Here is an 18,791-nt window from a genome sequence, read left to right on the forward strand (position 1 = left end):
GGAGACGCAGATGAGTACAGTCATTTCCGTTCGCCGCCCGGCCGCCGACGCTTCGATCGGCCAGGCGCTGAAAAATGCCGTGGCCGCCGCGTTCCTGACGGCGATTCTCACGATCCCCGTGCTCGGCCTGCAGCTGCAGCTCGACGGCTATCAGGTCGTGCTCACGCCGCACTGGCGGCCGGTGTGGATCGCGGTCGCGGCCGTGTTCCTGTTCCAGCTGTTCAAGCCGTGGCTCGTGCGCGCGAAATCGGCGGTGAAGCTGCCGGCGATGCCCGCGATGGGCGCGCAGCAGCAGCGCGTGATCGTATGGGTGCTGCTCGCGGTCGGGCTCGTGTGGCCGTTCTTCGGCTCGCGCGGCGCGGTAGACATCGCGACGCTCGCGCTGATCTACGTGATCCTCGGCCTCGGGCTGAACATCGTGGTCGGTTTCGCGGGGCTGCTGGATCTCGGCTATGTCGGGTTCTACGCGGTCGGCGGCTATACGTACGCGATGCTGAACCAGTACTTCGGGCTGTCGTTCTGGGAATGCCTGCCGCTCGCCGCGATCGCGGCCGCGACGTTCGGCTTCCTGCTCGGCTTCCCGGTGCTGCGGCTGCGCGGCGACTATCTCGCGATCGTCACGCTCGGCTTCGGCGAAATCATCCGCCTGCTCGCGAACAACCTGACGAGCCTCACGGGCGGCCCGGACGGCATCTCGGGCATCCCGAAGCCGACCGTGTTCGGCTACGAGATGGCGCGCAGCGCGAGCGTCGAAGGGGCGAAGACGTTCCACGAGCTGATCGGGCTGGAATACAGCGGCGACCACGTGGTGATCTTCCTGTACCTGCTCGCGCTCGTGCTGGTCGGCTTCACGCTGTTCGTCACGAGCCGCCTGATCCGCATGCCGATGGGCCGTGCGTGGGAAGCGCTGCGCGACGACGAGATCGCGTGCCGTTCGCTGGGCCTGAACCCGACGCGCATCAAGCTGTCGGCGTTCACGCTCGGCGCGGCGTTCGCGGGCATCGGCGGCGCGTTCTTCGCGGCGCGCCAGGGCCTCGTGAATCCTGAATCGTTCACCTTCATCGAATCGGCGCTGATCCTCGCGATCGTCGTGCTCGGCGGGATGGGCTCGCAGCTCGGCGTGATTCTCGCGGCGATCCTGCTGACCGTGCTGCCGGAAGTCGCGCGCGGCTTCGCCGAGTACCGGATGCTGATCTTCGGTCTGGTGATGGTGTTGATGATGATGTGGCGTCCGCAGGGCCTGTTGCCCGCGAGCCGTCCCCACGTGGAGCTCCCCCAATGAGTGCGAATGCAGAACTGTTGAAGGTCGCCGGGCTGCAGATGCGCTTCGGCGGGTTGCTCGCGGTGGACGGGATCGATTTCGACGTGCGCCGCGATGAAGTGTTCGCGATCATCGGGCCGAACGGCGCGGGCAAGACCACGGTGTTCAACTGCGTCGGCGGCTTCTACAAGCCGACCGGCGGCGACGTCGTGCTCGACGGCCACGCGATCGGCGGGCTGCCGAGCCACAAGATCGCGTTGAAGGGCCTCGTGCGGACGTTCCAGAACATCCGCCTGTTCAAGTCGCTGACGGTCGTCGAGAACCTGCTGGTCGCGCAGCACCGCAAGGTGAAGGCGGGGTTGCTGCCGGGCCTCTTCTCGACGCCCGCGTATCGCCGTGCCGAGCAGGAAGCGCTCGAGCGCGCGGCGGTGTGGCTCGACCGGATGGGGCTGACGTCGGTCGCCAACCGGCCGGCGGGCACGCTGTCGTACGGGCACCAGCGGCGTTTGGAAATCGCGCGCTGCATGATCACCGAGCCGCGTCTGCTGATGCTCGACGAGCCGGCGGCCGGCCTCAACCCGCAGGAGAAGGTCGAGCTGCAGCACCTGATCGACAAGCTGCGCCGCGAGTTCGGCGTATCGGTGCTGCTGATCGAACACGACATGAGCCTCGTGATGGGCGTGTCCGACCGCATCCTCGTGATGGAGCATGGCCGGCCGATCGTGATCGGCACGCCGGAAGCGGTGCGCAACGACCCGCGCGTGATCAAGGCGTATCTGGGGGAAGAGTGATGCTGAAGCTGGAACAGGTCCATACGCACTACGGCGCGGTCGAGGCGCTCGCGGGCGTGTCGATCGAGGTGAACAAGGGCGAGATCGTCACGCTGATCGGCAGCAACGGCGCCGGCAAGACGACGCTGATGATGACCGTGTGCGGCACGCCGCGCGCCTCGTCGGGCCGCGTGCTGTTCGAGGGCAAGGACATCACCGCGATGTCGACGCACCAGATCATGCGGCAGGGGATGGCGATCTCGCCGGAAGGGCGGCGCGTGTTCCCGAGCCTGACGGTGCTCGAGAACCTGAAGATGGGCGGCTTTTTCGCGAGCCGTCATGAGATCGACGAAGGCGTCGAGCACGTGTTCAAGCTGTTTCCGCGCCTGAAGGAACGTGCGACGCAGCGCGCCGGCACGATGTCGGGTGGCGAACAGCAGATGCTGGCGATCGGCCGCGCGCTGATGAGCAAGCCGCGTTTGCTGCTGCTCGACGAGCCGACGCTCGGCCTCGCGCCGCTCGTGATCGCGCAGATCTTCGACATCATTCGCACGATCCGCGAAGAAGGCGTCACGGTGTTCCTGGTCGAGCAGAACGCGAACAAGGCGCTCGGTGTGGCCGATCGCGGCTACGTGCTCGAAACGGGGCGCGTGGTGCTCGCCGATACGGGCGCGAACCTGCTCGCGAACGACCGGATCAAGCAGGCGTACCTCGGCGGTTGATGCCGAAAGCCGCCGGCCTGCAACGGGCCGGCGGCGTTTTTATCTTCGCTTTCTCATGCAAGGCCGGTTCCGGCCTTGTCTTCACAGACCGATCCTGAATGTGCTTTTCAGTACGTCGCGCAGATGCAGCGCGGCGCGATTGCTGCCGTCGGTCAGGATGGTGATCAGGTGCGGCGGGAGATCGGGCAGCACGATCCCGGCGACGTGGCTCGTCAGGTTGCCGGATACGCGATCGTGTTCGATGAGGCCGACCGCGAGGCCGTTGGCGATACACGCCTCGACCGCCGGCGAGCTGGCGCTCTCGAGCAGCATCCGGTGCGGGATCTTCGCCTTCTTCAGCGCGTTCAGCGCGGTGTCGCGGTACGGGCAGCCCTGCAATTGCACGGCGATCGGCAGCGGCGCGTCGGGATTGAACTTGAAGGTCCGCGCGGCCACCCATACCGGATGCGTCTTGCTGAGCAGCTCGCCGTGCTGCGGCGTTTTCGGCACGACAGCGATCGTGATGTCCAGTTGGCCGCGGGCGAACAGCGATTGCAGCTCTTCGCTGGAGCGCGCTTCGACCGTCAGTTCGAGCAACGGCCGATCGGCGGCGAAGCGCGGCAGGAATTCCGCCATGAAGTGCGCGGCGTACGAATCGGGGATGCCGAGCCGCAACTTGCCGGTCAGCATCTGCGGCGACAGCGATTCGACGAGCCGGTCGTGGCTCAACAGAAACTCGGTGGTATCGCTCAGCAGCTTGTGGCCGAACTGCGTGAGTTCGACGGCCTGGTTGTTTCGCGTAAACAGGCGCTGCGCGACCATTTCCTCGAGCTTTTGAATCTGCGCCGTGACCGACGACGGGCTGCGATTCACATGAGCGGCCGCATCCTTGAAGCGGCCGAGCTTCGCGACGGCGTGGAAGGTTCGCAGCAGGTCGACGTCCAGGGTGCGCGGCATGATTTGGTTTTTCCGAATCAGTGATTCAGGTAATGTCGATTGACGGAATTATTGGGCACCCCATATTCTCGGTCAACAGGCAGACAACGGCAGGCAGCCGGTCGGGCGTCGCACCTATCCGGGGAATGATTCATGTCGATCAATGATTTCGTTGTAGATGCATTGGTGCGGGACAAAAAGTTGAAGGCCGAGTCGGTATGGACGGTCGAGAATCACGAAAAATATTCGACGCTCAAGCGCAGCGACGATGACGCGAGGAGGAAGGACGCAGGGCGCGAGGTGTTTTCGCTGAAAAGCCATTCATCTCCGCCTTGTTCGTGGCACCGCCCTTCCATGGCGCGGGCATCGGCCGCGAGCTGCTTGCCCGTGCGCTGACGTGGATGAAGGACAAGGGCGTGAATCAGGTCACGCTCGTGACCGGTCCCGGCTCGCGCGCCGATGGCTTTTACCAGCGTCTGGGCTGGAAGCGTGGCGATCTGGACGAGTACGGGTGTCAGGTCGTGTTTACGAATTTGCTGGGGAACTAGAAATCCAAGGGATCGAATGAAGCCGGTAGCCGACGCAATTCGCCGCACTGCTGCACAATGTCCAGCGCCACTGCACACCATCTTCATCACGCTCGACTTGATGAAGCGCATGGGCGTTTCGGTCGACGTCCTGCTGAAAGGCACCGGCATTTCTCCGTCAGACATCGAACGACCCGGCGCGATGGTGACGCATGCACAGGAAATGGTTCTGTTTGCGAATGCGCTCGAGGCGACCGGCAACAGCGCGATCGGACTGCATATCGGCCATGCGATCCCGGTGACGTCGTACGGCCTGCGTGGCCACGCGATGCTGGTGAGCCCAACGTTGGGCGCCGCGCTGCGCCTGGGCTTCGAGCACCCGCTGCTCGGTATCAGCTATTTCAGGATACGGGTGACCACGGCGGGCGAGACCGCGAGAATCACGGTGGGCGGCTATACCTATCGCACCGATCTGCTCGTCGTCAATACCGACATGGTATTTACGGCGGTACGCCGGCAGATACGCGACCTGATCGGATGCAATCCCGATTTCTCGAAAATCGGGTTTGTCTATCCCGAGCCGCCACACGCAGAGTCTTACTCGGAATATTTCGACTGCCCGATCGAGTTCGACGCCGACGAGAACTACCTCGAATTGAGTGCATTGACGCTGGAAATCCCGCTTCCGCTCGCCCATCCACTCGAACTCGAAACGGCGAAAACAGCGTGCTCCAAGCGTGAATTCGAACTGGCGCACTGGGTTCCCTCAGACCTCATCGGGCGGTTGCTCGGCCTGATGTATGAGGACCCCACGTGCCAGGATGTCGCGGAACTGTCTCAGAAACTCGGCATTTCGATGCGGAGCCTGCAGCGAAAGCTTCAGGAAATGGGCACGTCGTTCAGTGCCTTGTACGATATCGTCCGCCAGGACCTGACGTCGCGATATCTGTCGGAAAAGGAATACACGGTGAAGGAGATAGCCGCGAGACTGGGGTACAAGAATACCTCCGCGTTCAGCCGGGCGATGAAGCGCTGGTCGAAATGAACCGGCTCGCGTTCAACGCGGTGGGCGGTGGGCGGACGGTACGGTGCCGGCATGCGCTCGCCTGCCGGCACCGGCGCTACGCGCAATTGCCGTTGTCCGGCCGGCGACTTCATGTCGAAGGTCGGTTCGCCGTCGCCCGCATATTTCGACCACGCATTGATTGCGGAGACGCGTCGCGTCAGGCGCGGATGCGTTCTGCAAATCTCGACGATAAACCCGGAAATCTCGGGCACGCTGCGCTCTTGCGCGGCGAACGCCTCGGGGTTCATGGAGTCGTTCAGCCGCTGACAGCCACACCCAAGCATCTGCAATGCGGTTCGAGATGCGCGGGCATCTTTCGACAGATACGCGCCGATAGGAACAGCTGGGCATGTGGCATACCGACGGCACCAGTTTCGTGCTGAACATCGTGCTGTCGGATCGATCCGATTACGAGGGCGGAAACTTTCTGTTCTACGAATCGACTGCGGAGACGTTCGATCGCCACGATCGCGAACGCCGGCATGTGAAGACCGCGAATCTGGACAACGCGGGCGACGCGCTGCTCATCTACGGCAGCAAGCTGTTCCATGGTGTCGAACCGGTCGAGTCGGGGCGCCGCATGTCGCTGGTGCTGTCGCTTCATTGCCCGTACACGCGGGAGGATGACAACGGGTTCTGGCATCTCGCGTCGGACGACGGCATCCCGCGCACGATCGTCAACTGGCTGGCGCTGCAGCGTGCGCTCAGGGACGACGCCGAACTGCAGTACCGGCGCCTCGGGCTCGAACCGATTCGCCCGGAGGATCTGGAAGATCAGCGCCTGTCCCCGGCAACCTTCTGAGAGCCGTCGCCCCATGCAGCTATTCCTGCTCCAGCTCGTTTTCGTGTTGTCATGGAGTTCCGGTTTCATCGGCGCCAAGCTCGGCGCGGAGACGGCCGGTGCGTTCAACCTGTTGTTCTGGCGGTTCCTGCTCGTCACGCTCTGCCTGGCGATCGTCCTCAACCGGCAGCTCGGGCGCCTGACGTGGGAGAAGCTCCGTTATCACGCGGTGATCGGCTTTCTGTCGCAGTTTCTCTATCTGGCCTTCGTATACGTCGCGATTCAGCACGGCCTGCCGCCCGGCATCGCCGCGATTGTCGCCGCGTTGCAGCCGCTCATTACGGCCGCGATGACGGCGCTGGAAGGCAGCGAGCGCAGCGGGGCGCGCCAGTGGGCCGGGCTCATCGTCGGGTTTGTCGGCGTCGGGATCGTGATCGGCGGGCAATATGCGCTGCCGGCCGGGTCGGTCGGGCTCGTCATGTACCTGCTGCCGCTGGTGTCCGCGCTGGGGCTGTCGATCGCGACGATCTATCAGCGGCGCCGCGCGCTGACGGCCGCGCGCAGCAACGAGGACGGGCTGTTCCTGCCGCTGTTCGTACAGGGCTGCGTGAGCCTGATCCTGTTCGCAGTGTGCGGGGTCGCCACCGGCAGCCTGCACGTGCCGACCCAGCCGAATGTCTGGGTGTCCGTCGTGTGGCTGACGGTGTTCTCGACCTTCATGGCTTACCTGACGTTGTGGGCATTGCTCAAGCGCATGCCCGCGACACGCGTGGCGACGCTTGTGTATCTCGAACCGCCGGTGACGCTGACCTGGGCCGCGTGGATGTTCGGCGACAGCATCGCGGTGTCGACTTATCTCGGCATCGTCGTCGTCGCGATCGGCGTGTGGCTGGCCAGCAAGCCGGGCGAGCGGGCCACCCGGGCCCGGCGCGCGGAGATGGAGGCGGCCGGGCGCTGATGCGCTGGTTGCGCGCGGGATTCCGGTGTAGCGTCGCGGTACTGTCCGACCTGCGAAGGAAACCGATGAAAGTCAAACGGATCGTCGCCAATATCGACACACGATCAGTCGACGACGCAAAGCGCTTCTACCAACGTATCTTCGGCCTCGACTTGTTGATGGACCACGGCTGGATCGCGACCTACGGTAATGCCGAGCAGATGGACGTGCAGATCAGCTTTGCGTCCCAGGGCGGGGCGGGTACGCCGACGCCCGATCTGTCGATCGAGGTCGACGACGTCGATGAAGCGCTTGCACGCGTGCATGCCGCCGGGATTCCCGTCGAATACGGCCCGGCCGACGAGCCTTGGGGCGTGCGGCGGTTTTACGTGCGCGATCCGTTCGGCAAGCTCGTCAACGTGCTCGCGCATCGGTGATCCGGCAGGCGGGGCCGGCTGTGGCGTTTAGGTATGCAACGCCAGTTCCTTTGCTGCCTTTTCCACCGCCTTTTTCGGCCCATGCATCGCCGGGCCGACGAGGTCGGGATTCTCCGCATCGCCGGTACGAAAGACGTTGCTGTTGGCCGCGTCGTGCCCGGTAGCGCTTTGACGTGGCGGGCTGCGTGCTGATCGCAGTATGGATGTAGCCAAGTCTGCTTCGATCGTAGTCAAATTGGCTACATCCGGATAATCGGGCCGAATCGATACAAAGTTGGCGACTCGGACTATGCCTTGTAGCCAATTGAGCTACAATCGTAGCCAATCATGCTACGATCCATTGCCTCGACCCTGTTTAGCGACTATCGGCGCCGCGCGCTGGGCCTGCTCTTGTTGCGGCCCGATCAGGCGTTGCACGTCCGCGAAATCGCCCGTTTGACGGGCACGACGCCCGGCACGCTGCACAAGGAGCTGAGCAAGCTGGCCGAAGCCGGCATCCTGAGCCGGGATCGGCAAGGTAATCAGGTGCTCTATCGCGCCAATCGAAGTTGTCCGATCTACGAGGAACTGGCTTCGATCATGCGAAAGACGTCGGGTATGGCGGACGTGCTGTCCGAAGCGCTGTTGCCTTGCGCCGAGGAAATCAGTGTGGCGTTCGTGTTCGGTTCCGTCGCGCGCGGCCACGAGACGGCGGACAGTGATATCGACGTGATGGTGATCGGCTCGGTTGGCTTTGCGACGGTGGTTCGGCTGCTTTACGACGCACAGGCTACATTGGGGCGGGACATCAATCCGAAGGTGCTGTCGCCGGACGAGTTTCGTGATGGCGTCGCCGGGCAGGACGCATTTTTGCGGGACGTGCTTGGAAAACCCAAGATTTTCTTGATGGGTAGCGACCATGACCTTGCAGAACTTGCTCGGCGTTAGTCTCGATGCGGTCCAGCCGGACCGAGAACAAGTGACGCGCCTGCTGGCCGCGGCGGAACGAAATCTGGCGGATGCGCAAATCGCGGCATTGAGCAACGAAAACCGCTTTGATGCGGCATACAAGGCGGTCATGCAACTTGCCATGCTGGCGCTGCACGCGAACGGCTTTCGCACCCTGACGAGTCGGCCGGGGCACCACCAGACGGCGATCCAGACGCTTCCACAGACAATCGGGTTGCCGGTCGAGCGCATGATCGTACTGGACGCGCTGCGCAAGCAGCGCAATCTGTCCGATTACTCCGGGGATGTGGTTCACGCGTCTGCGGTTCGGGAGTGTTTCGATAGTGCGGCGGCGCTCCTGATTGACGTAAAGGCGTGGATGGGCGCGAACAAGCCGGAGTTGTTGGGCGCGCAGTAGCCGTTACCGTGTCGAATCGCCGACTCGAAACACCGGTGCGTCACGCATGCAACGCCAGCCCCTTCACAGCTTTGTCGACCGCCTTCTTCGGCCCGCGTAACGCGAGCCCGACGAAGTCGAGATTCTCCGCATCGCCGGCGCGAAACACTTCACGGTTGGCCGCGTCGTGCCCGGTCGAAAACATCGCGTGCACGTAGGGCACGATCGTGAGTTCGCGTGACAGCGCCTGCCGGTGCGCGGCCCGCAGGCCGTCGAGGTCGGATGCGAACACCAGCATGGGCTGGCCCAGCATGCGGCCGTAGCGGCGCCCCGCCGCATCCTCGTAAGGCTCGCCGAGCGCTTCGGGCGCTTCAGCCGCGACGCCCGTCGCGAGAAACGCGACCACGTTGAGTTTCTGCCACGCTGCGAGATCGTCGCGCACGATCAGCGCCACCTTCGTATCGAACATGCTTGCTCCTCGTTGAAGCGCACATGATCGAATCCCGCGTGCGATCAGTCTGGAACGTTTGTGCACATTTGCCGGTATGCGGCTGGCGTGATCCGGTATGCGCGGCGAAACCAGCGGCCGAGGTGGCTCTGGTCGGCGAAGCCGACGTCGGCCGCGACCTGCGCGGGCGTGCGGCCGGCGGCCAGCAGGCGGCGCGCGGCACGCAGCCGCAAGCGCACCAGGTACGCGTGCGGCGACGTGCCGAACGCACGCTGGAACAGCCGCGTCAGCCGGAACCGGTCGATCCCGGTGAGATCAACGAGTGCGTCGAGGCCGATATCGTCGCTCATACGCGCATGCAGCAGATCGCGTGCGCGGGCAATCGCGGGCGCGACGGCATTGCCGTGCGTCGCGGGCGGGGCGCGCAACTCGCCGCCGAGCCGCGTCAGCAGGCGGTCGAGTGCCTGGTCGCGTGCGAGCTTGCCCTCGTTGCCGTGGAGCGCGACGAACGCGTGCCGGATCGTGTCGACGAGGCCGCGATCGTCGACGAGCGTATGGCCGAACGCGGCTTCGACGCCGCCGAGGCCCGGCAGATCCAGCCGGCGTGCGGCGCGCTCGACCCATGCCTGCGGCAGGTACAGCATTCCGTACGTGAAGCCGCCGGCTTCGGGCGCGTGGCCGTCGTGCAGCGCGCCCGGCTCGATCAGGATCGCGCGGCCCGGCACGCTCGTATGCACCGACCGGTGGCACTGGAATTGCTGCACGCCCTGTTCGGTGAAGCCGACCAGCATGTCGTCGTGATCGTGCGAGTCGTACGCATGACCCTTGAAATGTGCGTGCAGGCTTTCGATACCGGTGTCCTGATCGCGCCGCGCGACGAGCCAGTGGTCGGGTGCGTCGCTGCGGTTCGTCGCTGTGTCCATCTCCATCGCTCGTTTCGTGCCGCGTCGTGACGTGTCCGGCAGTGTACGCCGATGCCGCGCGCTCACGCGCCGCCGGACGCGGCCGCGTTACGGATCGCTGCGACGAGCGCATCGGTCGACAGGATCTCGTGCGCGAAGGTCGGCCCGTTGATCTCGTGCGCGGCATGCAGCGCGTCGTGCGTGATGTCCGACGACGAACTGCGCGTCGCATTCGCGGCGATGGTCGGCGCGAACCTGCTCGCGCGCGACCGGCGACAGGACATGGGCGACCGAAGTCGAACGCGCGTTGGTCGACAGGCTGCGCGACGCGTGATCCGGCAGCACGGGCTGCCGGGCTCAGCCGTTCACGCGTCGTTCGCCGCGATCCGTTCGTCGCGCGCGTATTGCGCCGGCGGCCGCCCGACGTGGCGCGTGAAGGCGACGCTGAACGTGCTCGCTGAACTGTAGCCGACGCGCCCGGCGATCTCGGCGATGCGGCCTTCGTTGCGACGGAGCAGGTTCTTCGCGAGCGCCATGCGCCACGTGAGCAGGTATTCCATCGGCGCGACGCCGACCGCACGGCTGAAGCGCTCGAAAAACGTCGAGCGCGACAGTGCCGCTTCCTTGGCGAGTTCGGCGACCGTCCACGGGTGCGCGGGGCGTGCGTGCATCCCGCGGATCGCGGCCGCGAGCCGGTTGTCGGCAAGCCCGCGCATGAGGCCGGGCGACGCGTTCGTGTCGGTCGTGAACCGCAACGCCTCGATCAGCAGCACCTCCAGCAACCGCGCCAGCACGATCTCGCGCGCGGGCCGTTGCGCGCGCGTTTCGTCGCGCACCAGTTGCACGAGCGTGGTCAGCCGCGGTTCGCCGCGCACGTGCACGAACTGCGGCAGCAGCGACACCAGCAGCGCCGCGTCGGGCGAACCGAAGCTGCAGTTGCCGGCCATCATCCGCATGTCGATCGGGCGGCCCGGATCGCCGATCCGGTATTCGCCGTTGTCGAGCGCGACCGGCGGCGCGGTGTCGACGCCCGGCGGCGGCGGTGCGAGGCTCGATATCGCGACGCCGTAGGCGGCCGGAATCAGCACGAAATCGCCGGGCAGCAGTTCGATCGGCGCATGCCCGTCGATCGCGATCCGGCACCCGCCGTCGAGGATCGCGCAATAGAACGGCTCGCCGGCGACCGTGCGGTGGATCGCCCACGGGCTCGCGCCCTGAATGGACTTGGAAAACTGCGCGCCCGGCTGCAGCAGCGTCACGACTTCGGTGAGCGGGTCGATCATCGCCGGACTCTCGCAAAAGAAAATCGGATCTTTGATTGTAGCGAATACGGATCCGGCCATCTATCGTACGGACACATGCCCACCACACGTCAGGAGTTCGCATGAAGACCGTACTGATCACCGGCTGTTCCTCCGGCTTCGGCCTCGAGATTGCCCGCCATTTCCTCGCACGCGACTGGCAGGTCGTCGCGACGATGCGCACGCCGAACGCGGAGGTGCTGCCGCCGTCGGCGCACCTGCGCGTGCTGGCGCTCGACGTGACGAACGCGGACAGCATCCGCGCCGCGATCGACGCGGCGGGCCCGATCGACGTGCTCGTCAACAACGCGGGTTTCGGCGCGGCCGCGCCGGCTGAACTCACGCCGCCCGATACGGTGCGGGCACTGTTCGAGACCAACACGATCGGCACGATCGCGGTCACGCAGGCCGTGCTGCCGCAGTTTCGCGAGCGTGGGGCCGGCGTGGTCGTGAACGTCACGTCGAGTGTCACGCTGAAGGTGTTGCCGTTGCTCAGCGCGTATCGCGCGAGCAAGGCGGCAGTTAATGCGTACACCGAATCGATGGCCGTGGAACTCGAACCGTTCGGCGTGCGCGCGCATCTCGTGCTGCCGGGCCGGGCGCCCGATACGCGGTTCAGCGAGAACGCGCGCGCGAACATCCACGGCTTCGAGCACGCGGCCTATGCGGCGTTTGTCGAAAAGACCATCGCGCGAATGCTCGATGCATCGGGGCCGATTACCCATGCGCAGGACGTCGCCGAAGCCGTGTGGCGCGCGGCGACCGATCCGTCGAGCCCGACGCGCATCCCGGCCGGCGCCGATGCCTTGGCGTGGGCGGCAGAAGCGCGCTGATCGGCCGGGAAACCGTCGCGCCGGCCGGTCGAACCGGCGCGACGGATCGCGAGAGGCAGAGCAGGGCGCAGCCCCCACCGTTACAACGCGCGCTCGATCGCCTGCCCCAGCAGCGACACGCCGAGGTCGATCTCTTCCTCGCTGACGGTCAGCGGCGGCGCGATCCGGAACACGCCGCCCATGCCGGGCAACTGCACGATGTTCATGCTGAGCCCGAGCTTCATGCATTCGCGCGTGATCTTCGCGCCGAGCCCGTCCGCCGGTTCCTTCGTCCGGCGATCCTTGACGATCTCGACACCGAGCAGCAGCCCGCGTCCGCGCACGTCGCCGATGCAGTCGAAGCGTTCCATCAGGTCGAGCAGGCCGCGCCGGAGCCGGTCGCCCATCACGTTCGCCCGCTCGACGAGCCCGTCACGCTGCACGACGTCCAGCACGCGCAGGCCGACGGCTGCCGGCAGCGGATCCGACACGTGCGTCGTGTAGAACAGGTAGCCGAGTTCGTGCGCGCGTTCCTCGATGGCCTCGGACGTCACGATCGCCGCGAGCGGCAGCCCGGCGCCGAGCGTCTTCGACAGCGTCAGGATGTCGGGCGTCACGCCGTCGCGCTGGCACGCGAACATCGTGCCGGTGCGCCCGACGCCCGTCTGCGCCTCGTCGAGGATCAGCAGCATCCCGCGTTCCTCGCACTTGCGCTTGAGCGCCGCCATATAGCCTTCCGGCAGTTCGATGATCCCGCCCGAACTGAGGATCGGTTCCGCGATGAACGCGGCGAGGTTGCCGCTCGACTGGCGGTCGATCAGGTCGAACGCGTAGTCGAGTTCGGCGAGGAAGTCGTAGGTGCCGTTGCGCTCGAAGCGCGGCCGGTACGTGAACGGTGCCGGAATCGCGAACGAGCCGACGGCGGCCGGGCCCACGCCCTTGCGGCCGGCGCTGTACGTGGCCGATGCGGCCGCGCCCGTCATCCCGTGCCACGACTGCGCGAAGCCGACGATCTCGTACTTGCCGGTGACGAGCTTCGCCATCCGGATCGCCGCCTCGTTCGATTCCGCGCCGGTGCTGAGCAGCAGCGCGCGATCGAGCCCGTCGGGCGTGATGTCGGCGAGGCGCGTCGCGAGGTCGACGACCGGCCGCGACAGCATCCCGCTGAACAGGTGATCGAGCTTGCCCGCGTATTCGCCGATCACGGACACGATCTCCGGATGGCTGTGGCCGAGCACCGCGCTCATCTGGCCCGACGTGAAATCGAGGATCGCGCGGCCGTCGGCGTCGTACACGAAGCTGCCTTTCGCGCGCTCGATGATCATCGGCTCGAACGTGCCGCCGTAGCGGACCAGGTGCTGCCTGGCGTTGCGCCAGAAGGTCGGATCGTCGTTCAGGGACATCGGGCGTCTCCAGACAAGGGGGCAGGGGTCGCTTGCAGTCTAGGCGCGCGTCTGGTTTGATGGAAACGAATAGTTCTTATGCAAGGTAGAAAAGGAGCTAATACCTTGGGACTTTCGCTTGAAATCGACCTGCTGCGCTCGTTTGTCGTGATCGCGGAGGTGCGCGCGCTCAGCCGCGCGGCCGCGCGTGTCGGCCGGACCCAGTCCGCGCTCAGCCAGCAGATGAAGCGGCTCGAAACTGTCGTCGACCAGCCGCTTTTCCAGCGCACCGGCCGCGGCGTGGTGCTGACCCATCCGGGCGAGCGGCTGCTCGTGCATGCGCAGCGCATCCTGCGGCTGCATGACGAGGCGATGGTCGACCTGTGCGGCACGGGGCTGTCGGGGACGATCCGCTTCGGGTGCCCGGACGATTACGCGGAGGTCTGGCTGCCGTCGCTGCTGCGGCAGTTCTCGAGCCAGCATCCGCAGGCGATCGTCGAAGTGGTGTGCGGGCCGACGCCGCGGCTCATCGAACAGCTGGAGAAGCGCGCGGTCGATCTTGCGATGATTTCATTGCCGGACGACGGCGCGAACGACGACATCATTCGTCGCGAGCAACTGGTCTGGATCGGTTATCCCGGGCTGGAACCCGGGCATTTCGATCCGTTGCCGCTTGCGCTGTCCGATCGCGACACGCTCGATCACATCGCGGCCTGCGAGGTGCTGGATCGCGCCGGTCGCGACTACCGCGTCGCGTATGCGAGCAGCAGTCTCGCGGGGCTGATCGCACTGGTGCGTTCGGGGCAGGCGTTCGCGGTGATGACGCAGACGGCGGTACCGGCCGACCTGACGATCGTCACCGGCGATCCGCGCTTGCCGCCATTGCCGGCCGTGGGCATTGCGCTGAAGTTCGACCGCAAGCGGCCGTCGCACCTGACGGCGGCGTTCGCCGAGCACATCCGGCTCACGCTGCCGTTGTTGTGATGCGCGCGGCCGCCGTGCCTCAGCATCACTCGACCGTCGACGAAGCCGACACCCGTGCCGGGCCATGCGCTTCCGCGGCAGCCTCCGTCACATCACGCACGCGGATGGCCGCCTGCATGCCCGACAACTTGAGTTCGGTCTCCTGATATTCGTTGACCGGCTCCGAATCGGCGACGATGCCGCAGCCCGCGAACAGCCGGCAGGCCCCGCCGTCGACCAGCGCGGAGCGCAGCGCGACGATGAAGTCGCCGTTGCCGTGTGCGTCGATCCAGCCGACGGGCGCTGCATACCAGCCGCGATCGAATCCTTCATGCGCGCGGATGTGGTCGAGCGCCGCATCGCGTGGATGTCCGGCCACCGCCGGCGTCGGGTGCAGCGCCGCGATGACCTGCAGCAGCGTCGCGTCCGCCTTCAGCGTCGCGCGGATCGGTGTGCTCAGGTGCTGCAGCCTTGGCAGCCGGTGCAGCGAGGGTTCCGAGGGCACGTCGAGCGCGCGCGACAGCGGTGTCAAGGCGGCGCGGATCGCGTCGACGACGAGCGCGTGTTCGAGCCGTTCCTTCGCGGAAGCCATCAAGGCCGCGCCGAGCGCGCGATCGTCGTCGGGCGTGGCGCCGCGCCGGATTGTCCCGGCCAGCGCATGCGTGCGCACGTCGCCGGCCGCGACACGCGCGAGCCGTTCCGGCGTGGCGCCGACGAAGCAGGCGCCTTCGCGGCGGACCGCGAACAGGTGCGCATGCGCGTCGCGTTTGCGCAGCCGGCGCAGCAGCGGCGCGACGCCAACGGGCCGCGCGTACTGTTCGAGCACGTCACGCGCGAGCACGACCTTGCCGAACGCGCCGCCGTGGATCGCGTCCACCGCGCGCCGGACTTCGTGCTGCCATTCGCTCGCCTGCAGCGCCTGCGTGTGCAGCAGATGCGGGGCATCGTCGTCGCGGGCGGCGGCGAGCGTGCCAAGCGACTCGATGCGCGCGAGGCACGCATGCGCGAGCGCGGCCGGATCGTCGTGCGCGGCGACGATGTGCTGGCAGACAGCCCAGTGTGCATCGCCTTCGCGCACGATCAGCAGTTTCGCCACTGTCATGCTCGCGTCGGGAAACGGTGCCCAGTGTGCGCTGCGCGCACCATGCGAATCGAACCGGAAGCCGCCGACGACGCGCGGCGGTTGCGGGCCGGCCGTCACCGCATCGCGAACGAGCATGCGCCAGCGTGCATCGATCTGCGCGAAGCGCGTGTCGCCGGTGGCGGTCAGTTCGAGTGCGCAGTCCCAGCCGAATAGCGTGACGGACGTATCGCCGGCTTCGTGGAAGAACCACGGCGTGGCGCCGTCGTCCCACGCGGCGATCAGGTCGAAGAAATCGAGCGCGCGCAGCGGCACCGACACCGACGCGAGCGTCGGCGTGCCGGTGTCGGCGGCGCGGCGGGCCGCACGGGCGAACGTGTCGTGCAGCAGCGGGAGGCCGGCGTTCATGCGCGCCCCCGTTGCAGGCGCCAGTGCTGCGTCTGTTGCGCGATGTACCACGCGATCAGGCCCGAGAACAGCGTCTCGACGTAGTCGGCATCGAGGCCGGCCTGTTCGGCCCAGCGGCGCCGGTCGGGCAGCATCGCGGCTACCCGTTCCGGCGCGGCGATGCTCGCTTCGTCGGGTTTGAAACGCGCGGCAGCCTTCACGTATTGCATGCGCAGGCCGAGCGCCTCGATGATGTCGGCGTCCAGGCGATCGATGGCTTCGCGAATGTCGGGCAGCCCCGTGCAGGCGTCCGGTGTCTTCATGTGTACTCCTTTCCGTAACGAAGGGAATGGTCGATCCGTTCGACCAGATGCGCGATCACCGCCGGGTATTGGTGGCGCAGGTAGAAGTGGTCGCCGCTGAACGTCTCGATGCGGATCGGGCGCGACGCGACGTCCTGCCATGCCTGTGCTTCGTCGTTGTCGAGTTCGGAATCGGCAAGCGGCAACATCACGCCGAGCGGCGTGTCGAGCCGTGGCGGCCGGTCGCGGCGATACGTCTCGATCGCGCGGTAGTCGCTGCGGATCATCGGCAGGTAGATCGCGCGCATTTCCGGATCGGCGAGCAGCGCGGCGTGCTCGCCGGACAGCCGCGCGACATCGGCCACGAGCGCATCGTCGGATTGCAGGTGCAGATCCGACAGGCGCTGACGATGCGGCGGCGGCAACGCGGACACGGCCAGGTAAAGCGGTGCCGTGCCGCGCGCCTCGAGCCGCGCCGCCACCTCGTACGCGAGCGCCGCGCCGAGGCTGTGCCCGAATAGCACGAGCGGCGCATGGGCATAGCGTTGCAGCGCGGCGGCGGCGGGGCCGGCGAGTGCGTCGATCGACGCCAGGCACGCCTCGCCGAAGCGTTCCTCGCGGCCCGGATACTGCAGCGCGAGCAGGTCGACGTCCCACGGCAGCGCGCGGCTCCAGCCGCGAAAGAAATTCGCGGTGCCGCCGGCGTGCGGGAAGCAGACGAGCTGCGCGCGCGGGCACGGCGACAGGCGCAGTTCGCGGATCCAGTTCGAATCGGCCGGTCGTGCGGTCATGCGGCCGCCGCCTGCAACTGGCGGCGCAGCAGGTCGCGCAGCGATTTCTTGCTGGTCTTGCCGATACCGGTTTCCGGGAAGCGCGGCATGAACTCGATGCGATCGGGAATCTTGAAGGCCGCGAGCCCGCAGTCGCGCAGGTAGCGTTTCAGCACCAGCCTGGACGGTGCGGGCGCGCGGGCGACGACGAACGCGCACGTGCGCTCGCCGAGCAGCGGGTCGGGCATCGCGACCACCGCCGCGTCGTGCACCTGCGGATGCGCGAGCAACAGGTTTTCCACTTCCTCAGCGGAGACTTTCTCGCCGCCGCGATTGATCTGGTCCTTGTCGCGGCCTTCGACGACGAGGTCGCCGTCCGCGGTGCGCCGCACGCGGTCGCCGCTGCGATAGAAGCCGTCGGCCGTGAACGCGGTCGCGTTGTGCTCGGCGAGCCGGTAGTAGCCGCGTATCGTGTACGGGCCGCGCACCTGCAACTCGCCGATTTCACCGGGCGCGACCGGTTCGCCGGCATCGTCGACGATCCGCACTTCGTCGCCGTCCGACACGGGGCGGCCCTGCGTATGCGCGATCCGTTCTGGCGAATCGTCGAGCCGTGTACAGCAGATGAGTCCTTCCGCCATCCCGAACACCTGTTGCAGCCGGCATCCGAGCACGGGCGTCACGCGCGCTGCCGCGTGGTCCATCAAGCGCGCGCCGCCGACCTGCAGTACGCGCAGGCTCGACAGGTCGGCCTGGCGTTGCGGCTGTTCGTCGAGCCACAGCAGCGCGAGCGGCGGCACGAGCGCGGTATGCGTGACGCGTTCCTGCGCGATCAGCGCGAAGCTCTGTTCGGGCTCGGGCCGCCCGGTCGTGACCACGCGGCCGCCCGCGAGCAGCGCGCCGATCGTGCCGGGGCAGCACAGCGTGAAGTTGTGCGCCATCGGCAGCGCGGCGAGATACACGGTGCCGGCGTCGAATCCGCTTGCGGCGCTGCACGCGCGCACGTTGTACAGGTATTCGCGATGGCGGCGCGGAATCAGCTTCGGCGTGCCGGTCGTGCCGCCCGACAGCTGGAAGCACGCGATGTCGTCGGCGCGTGCCGCGCATTCGCGCAGCGGCGGCGCGTCATACAGCGCGTCGAATGGGGTGAACGCGTGATCGTCGCCGGCCATCACGACGTGCTCGAGCGTCGGGCAGTCGGCTTGCAGCATGGCCGCAAGCGGCCGGCAGTCGAATTCGCCGAGTTGTGCCGCGCCCAGGTACGCACGCGCGCCGGCGAAGCGGCAGAACGCGCCGATCTCGTAGTGGCGGTGAGCGGGCAACGCGAGCACCGGTCGCACGCCGAGTTGGAACAGCGCGAAGCACGTCTCGATGAAGCGTGCGCCATTCGGCAGATGGACGACGACCGCGTCGCCGCGCGCCAGGCCGAGACGCGCGAGGCCGCCCGCAAGCCGGCGGATGCGCGCCAGCAGGTCGCGGTAGCTGAGCCGGCAGGCGCTGTCAACGACGGCAAGCGCATCGGGATCGCGCTGCGCGCGCGCATCGAGCGCATCGAAAAACGTCGTGTCCTGCCAGTAGCCGGCGTCGCGATAGCGGTGCGCGAAGTCGTCGGGCCAGTCGGGCGCGTCGGCCGGAATGGCCGGCGCCACGGAGGGAAGGGAGGGTTGCATGCGCTGACCTTGGGTTCCGGCAAGTTGTCAAAA

23 protein-coding genes and 2 pseudogenes are annotated in these 18,791 nt (G+C 66.7%); 14 read left to right on the top strand and 11 right to left on the bottom strand.

Annotated features, from left to right (window positions below):
- Nucleotides 1-10 precede the first annotated feature (10 nt).
- Genes ACPTTF_RS20360 through ACPTTF_RS20370 form a run of 3 tightly spaced genes read left to right on the top strand, consistent with a single transcriptional unit; the run spans nt 11 to nt 2,753 of the window.
- Complete coding sequence (locus ACPTTF_RS20360) at nt 11-1,282, top strand: high-affinity branched-chain amino acid ABC transporter permease LivM (protein ID WP_166961586.1); 1,272 nt, start codon at nt 11-13, stop codon at nt 1,280-1,282.
- Entirely contained in the window at nt 1,279-2,052 is a 774-nt protein-coding gene (gene livG / locus ACPTTF_RS20365) for a high-affinity branched-chain amino acid ABC transporter ATP-binding protein LivG (RefSeq protein ID WP_166961589.1), read from the top strand. Before ACPTTF_RS20360 ends, livG begins: the two co-directional genes overlap by 4 nt.
- Nucleotides 2,052-2,753 (top strand): ABC transporter ATP-binding protein, encoded by a 702-nt coding sequence (locus tag ACPTTF_RS20370; protein WP_423367953.1) that lies wholly within the window; start codon nt 2,052-2,054, stop codon nt 2,751-2,753. Before livG ends, ACPTTF_RS20370 begins: the two co-directional genes overlap by 1 nt.
- Before the next feature lie 81 nt (nt 2,754-2,834).
- On the opposite strand, the gene ACPTTF_RS20375 is transcribed toward ACPTTF_RS20370, so the two are convergent.
- Nucleotides 2,835-3,689, bottom strand: coding sequence for a LysR substrate-binding domain-containing protein (locus ACPTTF_RS20375; RefSeq protein ID WP_423367954.1), 855 nt, complete (start codon nt 3,687-3,689; stop codon nt 2,835-2,837).
- Between the two features lie 132 nt (nt 3,690-3,821).
- Here ACPTTF_RS20375 and ACPTTF_RS20380 point away from each other — a divergent pair, with 132 nt between their 5' ends.
- The 7 genes and pseudogenes from ACPTTF_RS20380 to ACPTTF_RS20410 all read left to right on the top strand — a co-directional run bounded on the left by ACPTTF_RS20380 (nt 3,822) and on the right by ACPTTF_RS20410 (nt 7,416).
- Entirely contained in the window at nt 3,822-4,064 is a 243-nt protein-coding gene (locus tag ACPTTF_RS20380) for a hypothetical protein (RefSeq protein ID WP_423367955.1), read from the top strand.
- Nucleotides 3,971-4,216, top strand: a pseudogene (locus tag ACPTTF_RS20385) (GNAT family N-acetyltransferase); the annotation flags it as partial. The gene ACPTTF_RS20380 and the pseudogene ACPTTF_RS20385, both read left to right, overlap by 94 nt.
- Nucleotides 4,217-4,232: 16 nt before the next feature.
- A complete protein-coding gene (locus ACPTTF_RS20390; protein WP_423367956.1) occupies nt 4,233-5,240 on the top strand; it encodes an AraC family transcriptional regulator in 1,008 nt (335 codons plus the stop codon).
- A 111-nt stretch (nt 5,241-5,351) separates the two neighbouring features.
- Nucleotides 5,352-5,528, top strand: a complete 177-nt coding sequence (locus ACPTTF_RS20395; RefSeq protein ID WP_423367957.1) for a hypothetical protein — start codon at nt 5,352-5,354, stop codon at nt 5,526-5,528.
- Nucleotides 5,529-5,601: 73 nt separating this feature from the next.
- Nucleotides 5,602-6,063, top strand: a pseudogene (locus ACPTTF_RS20400) (2OG-Fe(II) oxygenase); the annotation flags it as partial.
- 13 nt (nt 6,064-6,076) lie between these two features.
- Nucleotides 6,077-7,000 carry a DMT family transporter gene (locus tag ACPTTF_RS20405; protein WP_423367958.1) on the top strand — a complete coding sequence of 308 codons (924 nt, stop codon included), beginning with the start codon at nt 6,077-6,079 and terminating at the stop codon, nt 6,998-7,000.
- 65 nt (nt 7,001-7,065) lie between these two features.
- Nucleotides 7,066-7,416: a VOC family protein gene (locus ACPTTF_RS20410; RefSeq protein ID WP_059698361.1), complete on the top strand. Its 351-nt coding sequence runs from the start codon at nt 7,066-7,068 to the stop codon at nt 7,414-7,416.
- Between the two features lie 27 nt (nt 7,417-7,443).
- Here the strand turns inward: ACPTTF_RS20410 and ACPTTF_RS20415 are convergent, their stop codons facing one another.
- Nucleotides 7,444-7,650 carry a DUF2000 family protein gene (locus ACPTTF_RS20415; protein ID WP_423367959.1) on the bottom strand — a complete coding sequence of 69 codons (207 nt, stop codon included), beginning with the start codon at nt 7,648-7,650 and terminating at the stop codon, nt 7,444-7,446.
- Between the two features lie 93 nt (nt 7,651-7,743).
- Between ACPTTF_RS20415 and ACPTTF_RS20420 the strand changes: the two genes are divergently transcribed.
- Together ACPTTF_RS20420 and ACPTTF_RS20425 are read left to right on the top strand one after the other, a co-directional pair.
- Complete coding sequence (locus ACPTTF_RS20420; protein ID WP_423367960.1) at nt 7,744-8,343, top strand: nucleotidyltransferase domain-containing protein; 600 nt, start codon at nt 7,744-7,746, stop codon at nt 8,341-8,343.
- On the top strand, nt 8,315-8,761 hold the full coding sequence (locus ACPTTF_RS20425) for a DNA-binding protein (RefSeq protein ID WP_166961610.1): 447 nt from the start codon (nt 8,315-8,317) through the stop codon (nt 8,759-8,761). The genes ACPTTF_RS20420 and ACPTTF_RS20425 overlap by 29 nt, the downstream gene beginning before the upstream one ends.
- A gap of 40 nt (nt 8,762-8,801) precedes the next feature.
- Here ACPTTF_RS20425 and ACPTTF_RS20430 read toward each other — a convergent pair whose 3' ends face one another.
- The 4 genes from ACPTTF_RS20430 to ACPTTF_RS20445 all read right to left on the bottom strand — a co-directional run bounded on the left by ACPTTF_RS20430 (nt 8,802) and on the right by ACPTTF_RS20445 (nt 11,433).
- Entirely contained in the window at nt 8,802-9,209 is a 408-nt protein-coding gene (locus ACPTTF_RS20430; protein ID WP_423367961.1) for a DUF2000 family protein, read from the bottom strand.
- A 44-nt stretch (nt 9,210-9,253) separates the two neighbouring features.
- Nucleotides 9,254-10,111 carry a helix-turn-helix domain-containing protein gene (locus tag ACPTTF_RS20435; protein ID WP_423369850.1) on the bottom strand — a complete coding sequence of 286 codons (858 nt, stop codon included), beginning with the start codon at nt 10,109-10,111 and terminating at the stop codon, nt 9,254-9,256.
- Nucleotides 10,112-10,173: 62 nt separating this feature from the next.
- Nucleotides 10,174-10,374 (bottom strand): hypothetical protein, encoded by a 201-nt coding sequence (locus tag ACPTTF_RS20440; protein WP_423367962.1) that lies wholly within the window; start codon nt 10,372-10,374, stop codon nt 10,174-10,176.
- Between the two features lie 81 nt (nt 10,375-10,455).
- Nucleotides 10,456-11,433 carry an AraC family transcriptional regulator gene (locus ACPTTF_RS20445; RefSeq protein WP_423367963.1) on the bottom strand — a complete coding sequence of 326 codons (978 nt, stop codon included), beginning with the start codon at nt 11,431-11,433 and terminating at the stop codon, nt 10,456-10,458.
- 41 nt (nt 11,434-11,474) lie between these two features.
- Here ACPTTF_RS20445 and ACPTTF_RS20450 point away from each other — a divergent pair, with 41 nt between their 5' ends.
- Nucleotides 11,475-12,224 (top strand): SDR family oxidoreductase, encoded by a 750-nt coding sequence (locus ACPTTF_RS20450; RefSeq protein ID WP_423367964.1) that lies wholly within the window; start codon nt 11,475-11,477, stop codon nt 12,222-12,224.
- A gap of 80 nt (nt 12,225-12,304) precedes the next feature.
- On the opposite strand, the gene ACPTTF_RS20455 is transcribed toward ACPTTF_RS20450, so the two are convergent.
- Nucleotides 12,305-13,606: an aspartate aminotransferase family protein gene (locus tag ACPTTF_RS20455; protein WP_423367965.1), complete on the bottom strand. Its 1,302-nt coding sequence runs from the start codon at nt 13,604-13,606 to the stop codon at nt 12,305-12,307.
- Between the two features lie 78 nt (nt 13,607-13,684).
- Between ACPTTF_RS20455 and ACPTTF_RS20460 the strand changes: the two genes are divergently transcribed.
- The gene (locus ACPTTF_RS20460) at nt 13,685-14,569 is read left to right on the top strand and encodes a LysR family transcriptional regulator (RefSeq protein WP_423367966.1); all 885 of its coding nucleotides are present in this window, start codon (nt 13,685-13,687) and stop codon (nt 14,567-14,569) included.
- A 25-nt stretch (nt 14,570-14,594) separates the two neighbouring features.
- Here ACPTTF_RS20460 and ACPTTF_RS20465 read toward each other — a convergent pair whose 3' ends face one another.
- From ACPTTF_RS20465 to ACPTTF_RS20480, 4 genes are read right to left on the bottom strand one after another with little or no spacing between them, the layout of a single operon-like run.
- Nucleotides 14,595-16,037 (bottom strand): isochorismate synthase, encoded by a 1,443-nt coding sequence (locus ACPTTF_RS20465; RefSeq protein ID WP_423367967.1) that lies wholly within the window; start codon nt 16,035-16,037, stop codon nt 14,595-14,597.
- Nucleotides 16,034-16,339, bottom strand: coding sequence for an isochorismate lyase (locus ACPTTF_RS20470; protein ID WP_166961631.1), 306 nt, complete (start codon nt 16,337-16,339; stop codon nt 16,034-16,036). The genes ACPTTF_RS20465 and ACPTTF_RS20470 overlap by 4 nt, the downstream gene beginning before the upstream one ends.
- The gene (locus ACPTTF_RS20475) at nt 16,336-17,109 is read right to left on the bottom strand and encodes a thioesterase II family protein (RefSeq protein ID WP_166961633.1); all 774 of its coding nucleotides are present in this window, start codon (nt 17,107-17,109) and stop codon (nt 16,336-16,338) included. Before ACPTTF_RS20475 ends, ACPTTF_RS20470 begins: the two co-directional genes overlap by 4 nt.
- Complete coding sequence (locus tag ACPTTF_RS20480) at nt 17,106-18,758, bottom strand: (2,3-dihydroxybenzoyl)adenylate synthase (protein ID WP_423367968.1); 1,653 nt, start codon at nt 18,756-18,758, stop codon at nt 17,106-17,108. Before ACPTTF_RS20480 ends, ACPTTF_RS20475 begins: the two co-directional genes overlap by 4 nt.
- Between the last annotated feature and the right edge of the window lie 33 nt (nt 18,759-18,791).

The sequence above is a fragment of the Burkholderia crassaminum genome (assembly GCF_964265005.1).
Lineage (GTDB): Bacteria > Pseudomonadota > Gammaproteobacteria > Burkholderiales > Burkholderiaceae > Burkholderia.

Excerpts from the sequence above, each read along its gene's own strand:
- ACPTTF_RS20480 (WP_423367968.1), bottom strand. The coding sequence starts at position 18,758 with ATGCAACCCTCCCTTCCCTCCGTGGCGCCGGCCATTCCGGCCGACGCG.
- ACPTTF_RS20375 (WP_423367954.1), bottom strand. The coding sequence starts at position 3,689 with ATGCCGCGCACCCTGGACGTCGACCTGCTGCGAACCTTCCACGCCGTC.
- ACPTTF_RS20405 (WP_423367958.1), top strand. The coding sequence starts at position 6,077 with ATGCAGCTATTCCTGCTCCAGCTCGTTTTCGTGTTGTCATGGAGTTCC.
- livG (WP_166961589.1), top strand. The coding sequence starts at position 1,279 with ATGAGTGCGAATGCAGAACTGTTGAAGGTCGCCGGGCTGCAGATGCGC.
- ACPTTF_RS20390 (WP_423367956.1), top strand. The coding sequence starts at position 4,233 with ATGAAGCCGGTAGCCGACGCAATTCGCCGCACTGCTGCACAATGTCCA.
- ACPTTF_RS20475 (WP_166961633.1), bottom strand. The coding sequence starts at position 17,109 with ATGACCGCACGACCGGCCGATTCGAACTGGATCCGCGAACTGCGCCTG.
- ACPTTF_RS20455 (WP_423367965.1), bottom strand. The coding sequence starts at position 13,606 with ATGTCCCTGAACGACGATCCGACCTTCTGGCGCAACGCCAGGCAGCAC.
- ACPTTF_RS20450 (WP_423367964.1), top strand. The coding sequence starts at position 11,475 with ATGAAGACCGTACTGATCACCGGCTGTTCCTCCGGCTTCGGCCTCGAG.
- ACPTTF_RS20370 (WP_423367953.1), top strand. The coding sequence starts at position 2,052 with ATGCTGAAGCTGGAACAGGTCCATACGCACTACGGCGCGGTCGAGGCG.
- ACPTTF_RS20465 (WP_423367967.1), bottom strand. The coding sequence starts at position 16,037 with ATGAACGCCGGCCTCCCGCTGCTGCACGACACGTTCGCCCGTGCGGCC.
- ACPTTF_RS20380 (WP_423367955.1), top strand. The coding sequence starts at position 3,822 with ATGTCGATCAATGATTTCGTTGTAGATGCATTGGTGCGGGACAAAAAG.
- ACPTTF_RS20410 (WP_059698361.1), top strand. The coding sequence starts at position 7,066 with ATGAAAGTCAAACGGATCGTCGCCAATATCGACACACGATCAGTCGAC.
- ACPTTF_RS20435 (WP_423369850.1), bottom strand. The coding sequence starts at position 10,111 with ATGGACACAGCGACGAACCGCAGCGACGCACCCGACCACTGGCTCGTC.
- ACPTTF_RS20445 (WP_423367963.1), bottom strand. The coding sequence starts at position 11,433 with ATGGCCGGATCCGTATTCGCTACAATCAAAGATCCGATTTTCTTTTGC.
- ACPTTF_RS20460 (WP_423367966.1), top strand. The coding sequence starts at position 13,685 with ATGCAAGGTAGAAAAGGAGCTAATACCTTGGGACTTTCGCTTGAAATC.
- ACPTTF_RS20360 (WP_166961586.1), top strand. The coding sequence starts at position 11 with ATGAGTACAGTCATTTCCGTTCGCCGCCCGGCCGCCGACGCTTCGATC.
- ACPTTF_RS20425 (WP_166961610.1), top strand. The coding sequence starts at position 8,315 with ATGACCTTGCAGAACTTGCTCGGCGTTAGTCTCGATGCGGTCCAGCCG.
- ACPTTF_RS20440 (WP_423367962.1), bottom strand. The coding sequence starts at position 10,374 with ATGTCCTGTCGCCGGTCGCGCGCGAGCAGGTTCGCGCCGACCATCGCC.
- ACPTTF_RS20420 (WP_423367960.1), top strand. The coding sequence starts at position 7,744 with ATGCTACGATCCATTGCCTCGACCCTGTTTAGCGACTATCGGCGCCGC.
- ACPTTF_RS20395 (WP_423367957.1), top strand. The coding sequence starts at position 5,352 with ATGTCGAAGGTCGGTTCGCCGTCGCCCGCATATTTCGACCACGCATTG.
- ACPTTF_RS20430 (WP_423367961.1), bottom strand. The coding sequence starts at position 9,209 with ATGTTCGATACGAAGGTGGCGCTGATCGTGCGCGACGATCTCGCAGCG.
- ACPTTF_RS20470 (WP_166961631.1), bottom strand. The coding sequence starts at position 16,339 with ATGAAGACACCGGACGCCTGCACGGGGCTGCCCGACATTCGCGAAGCC.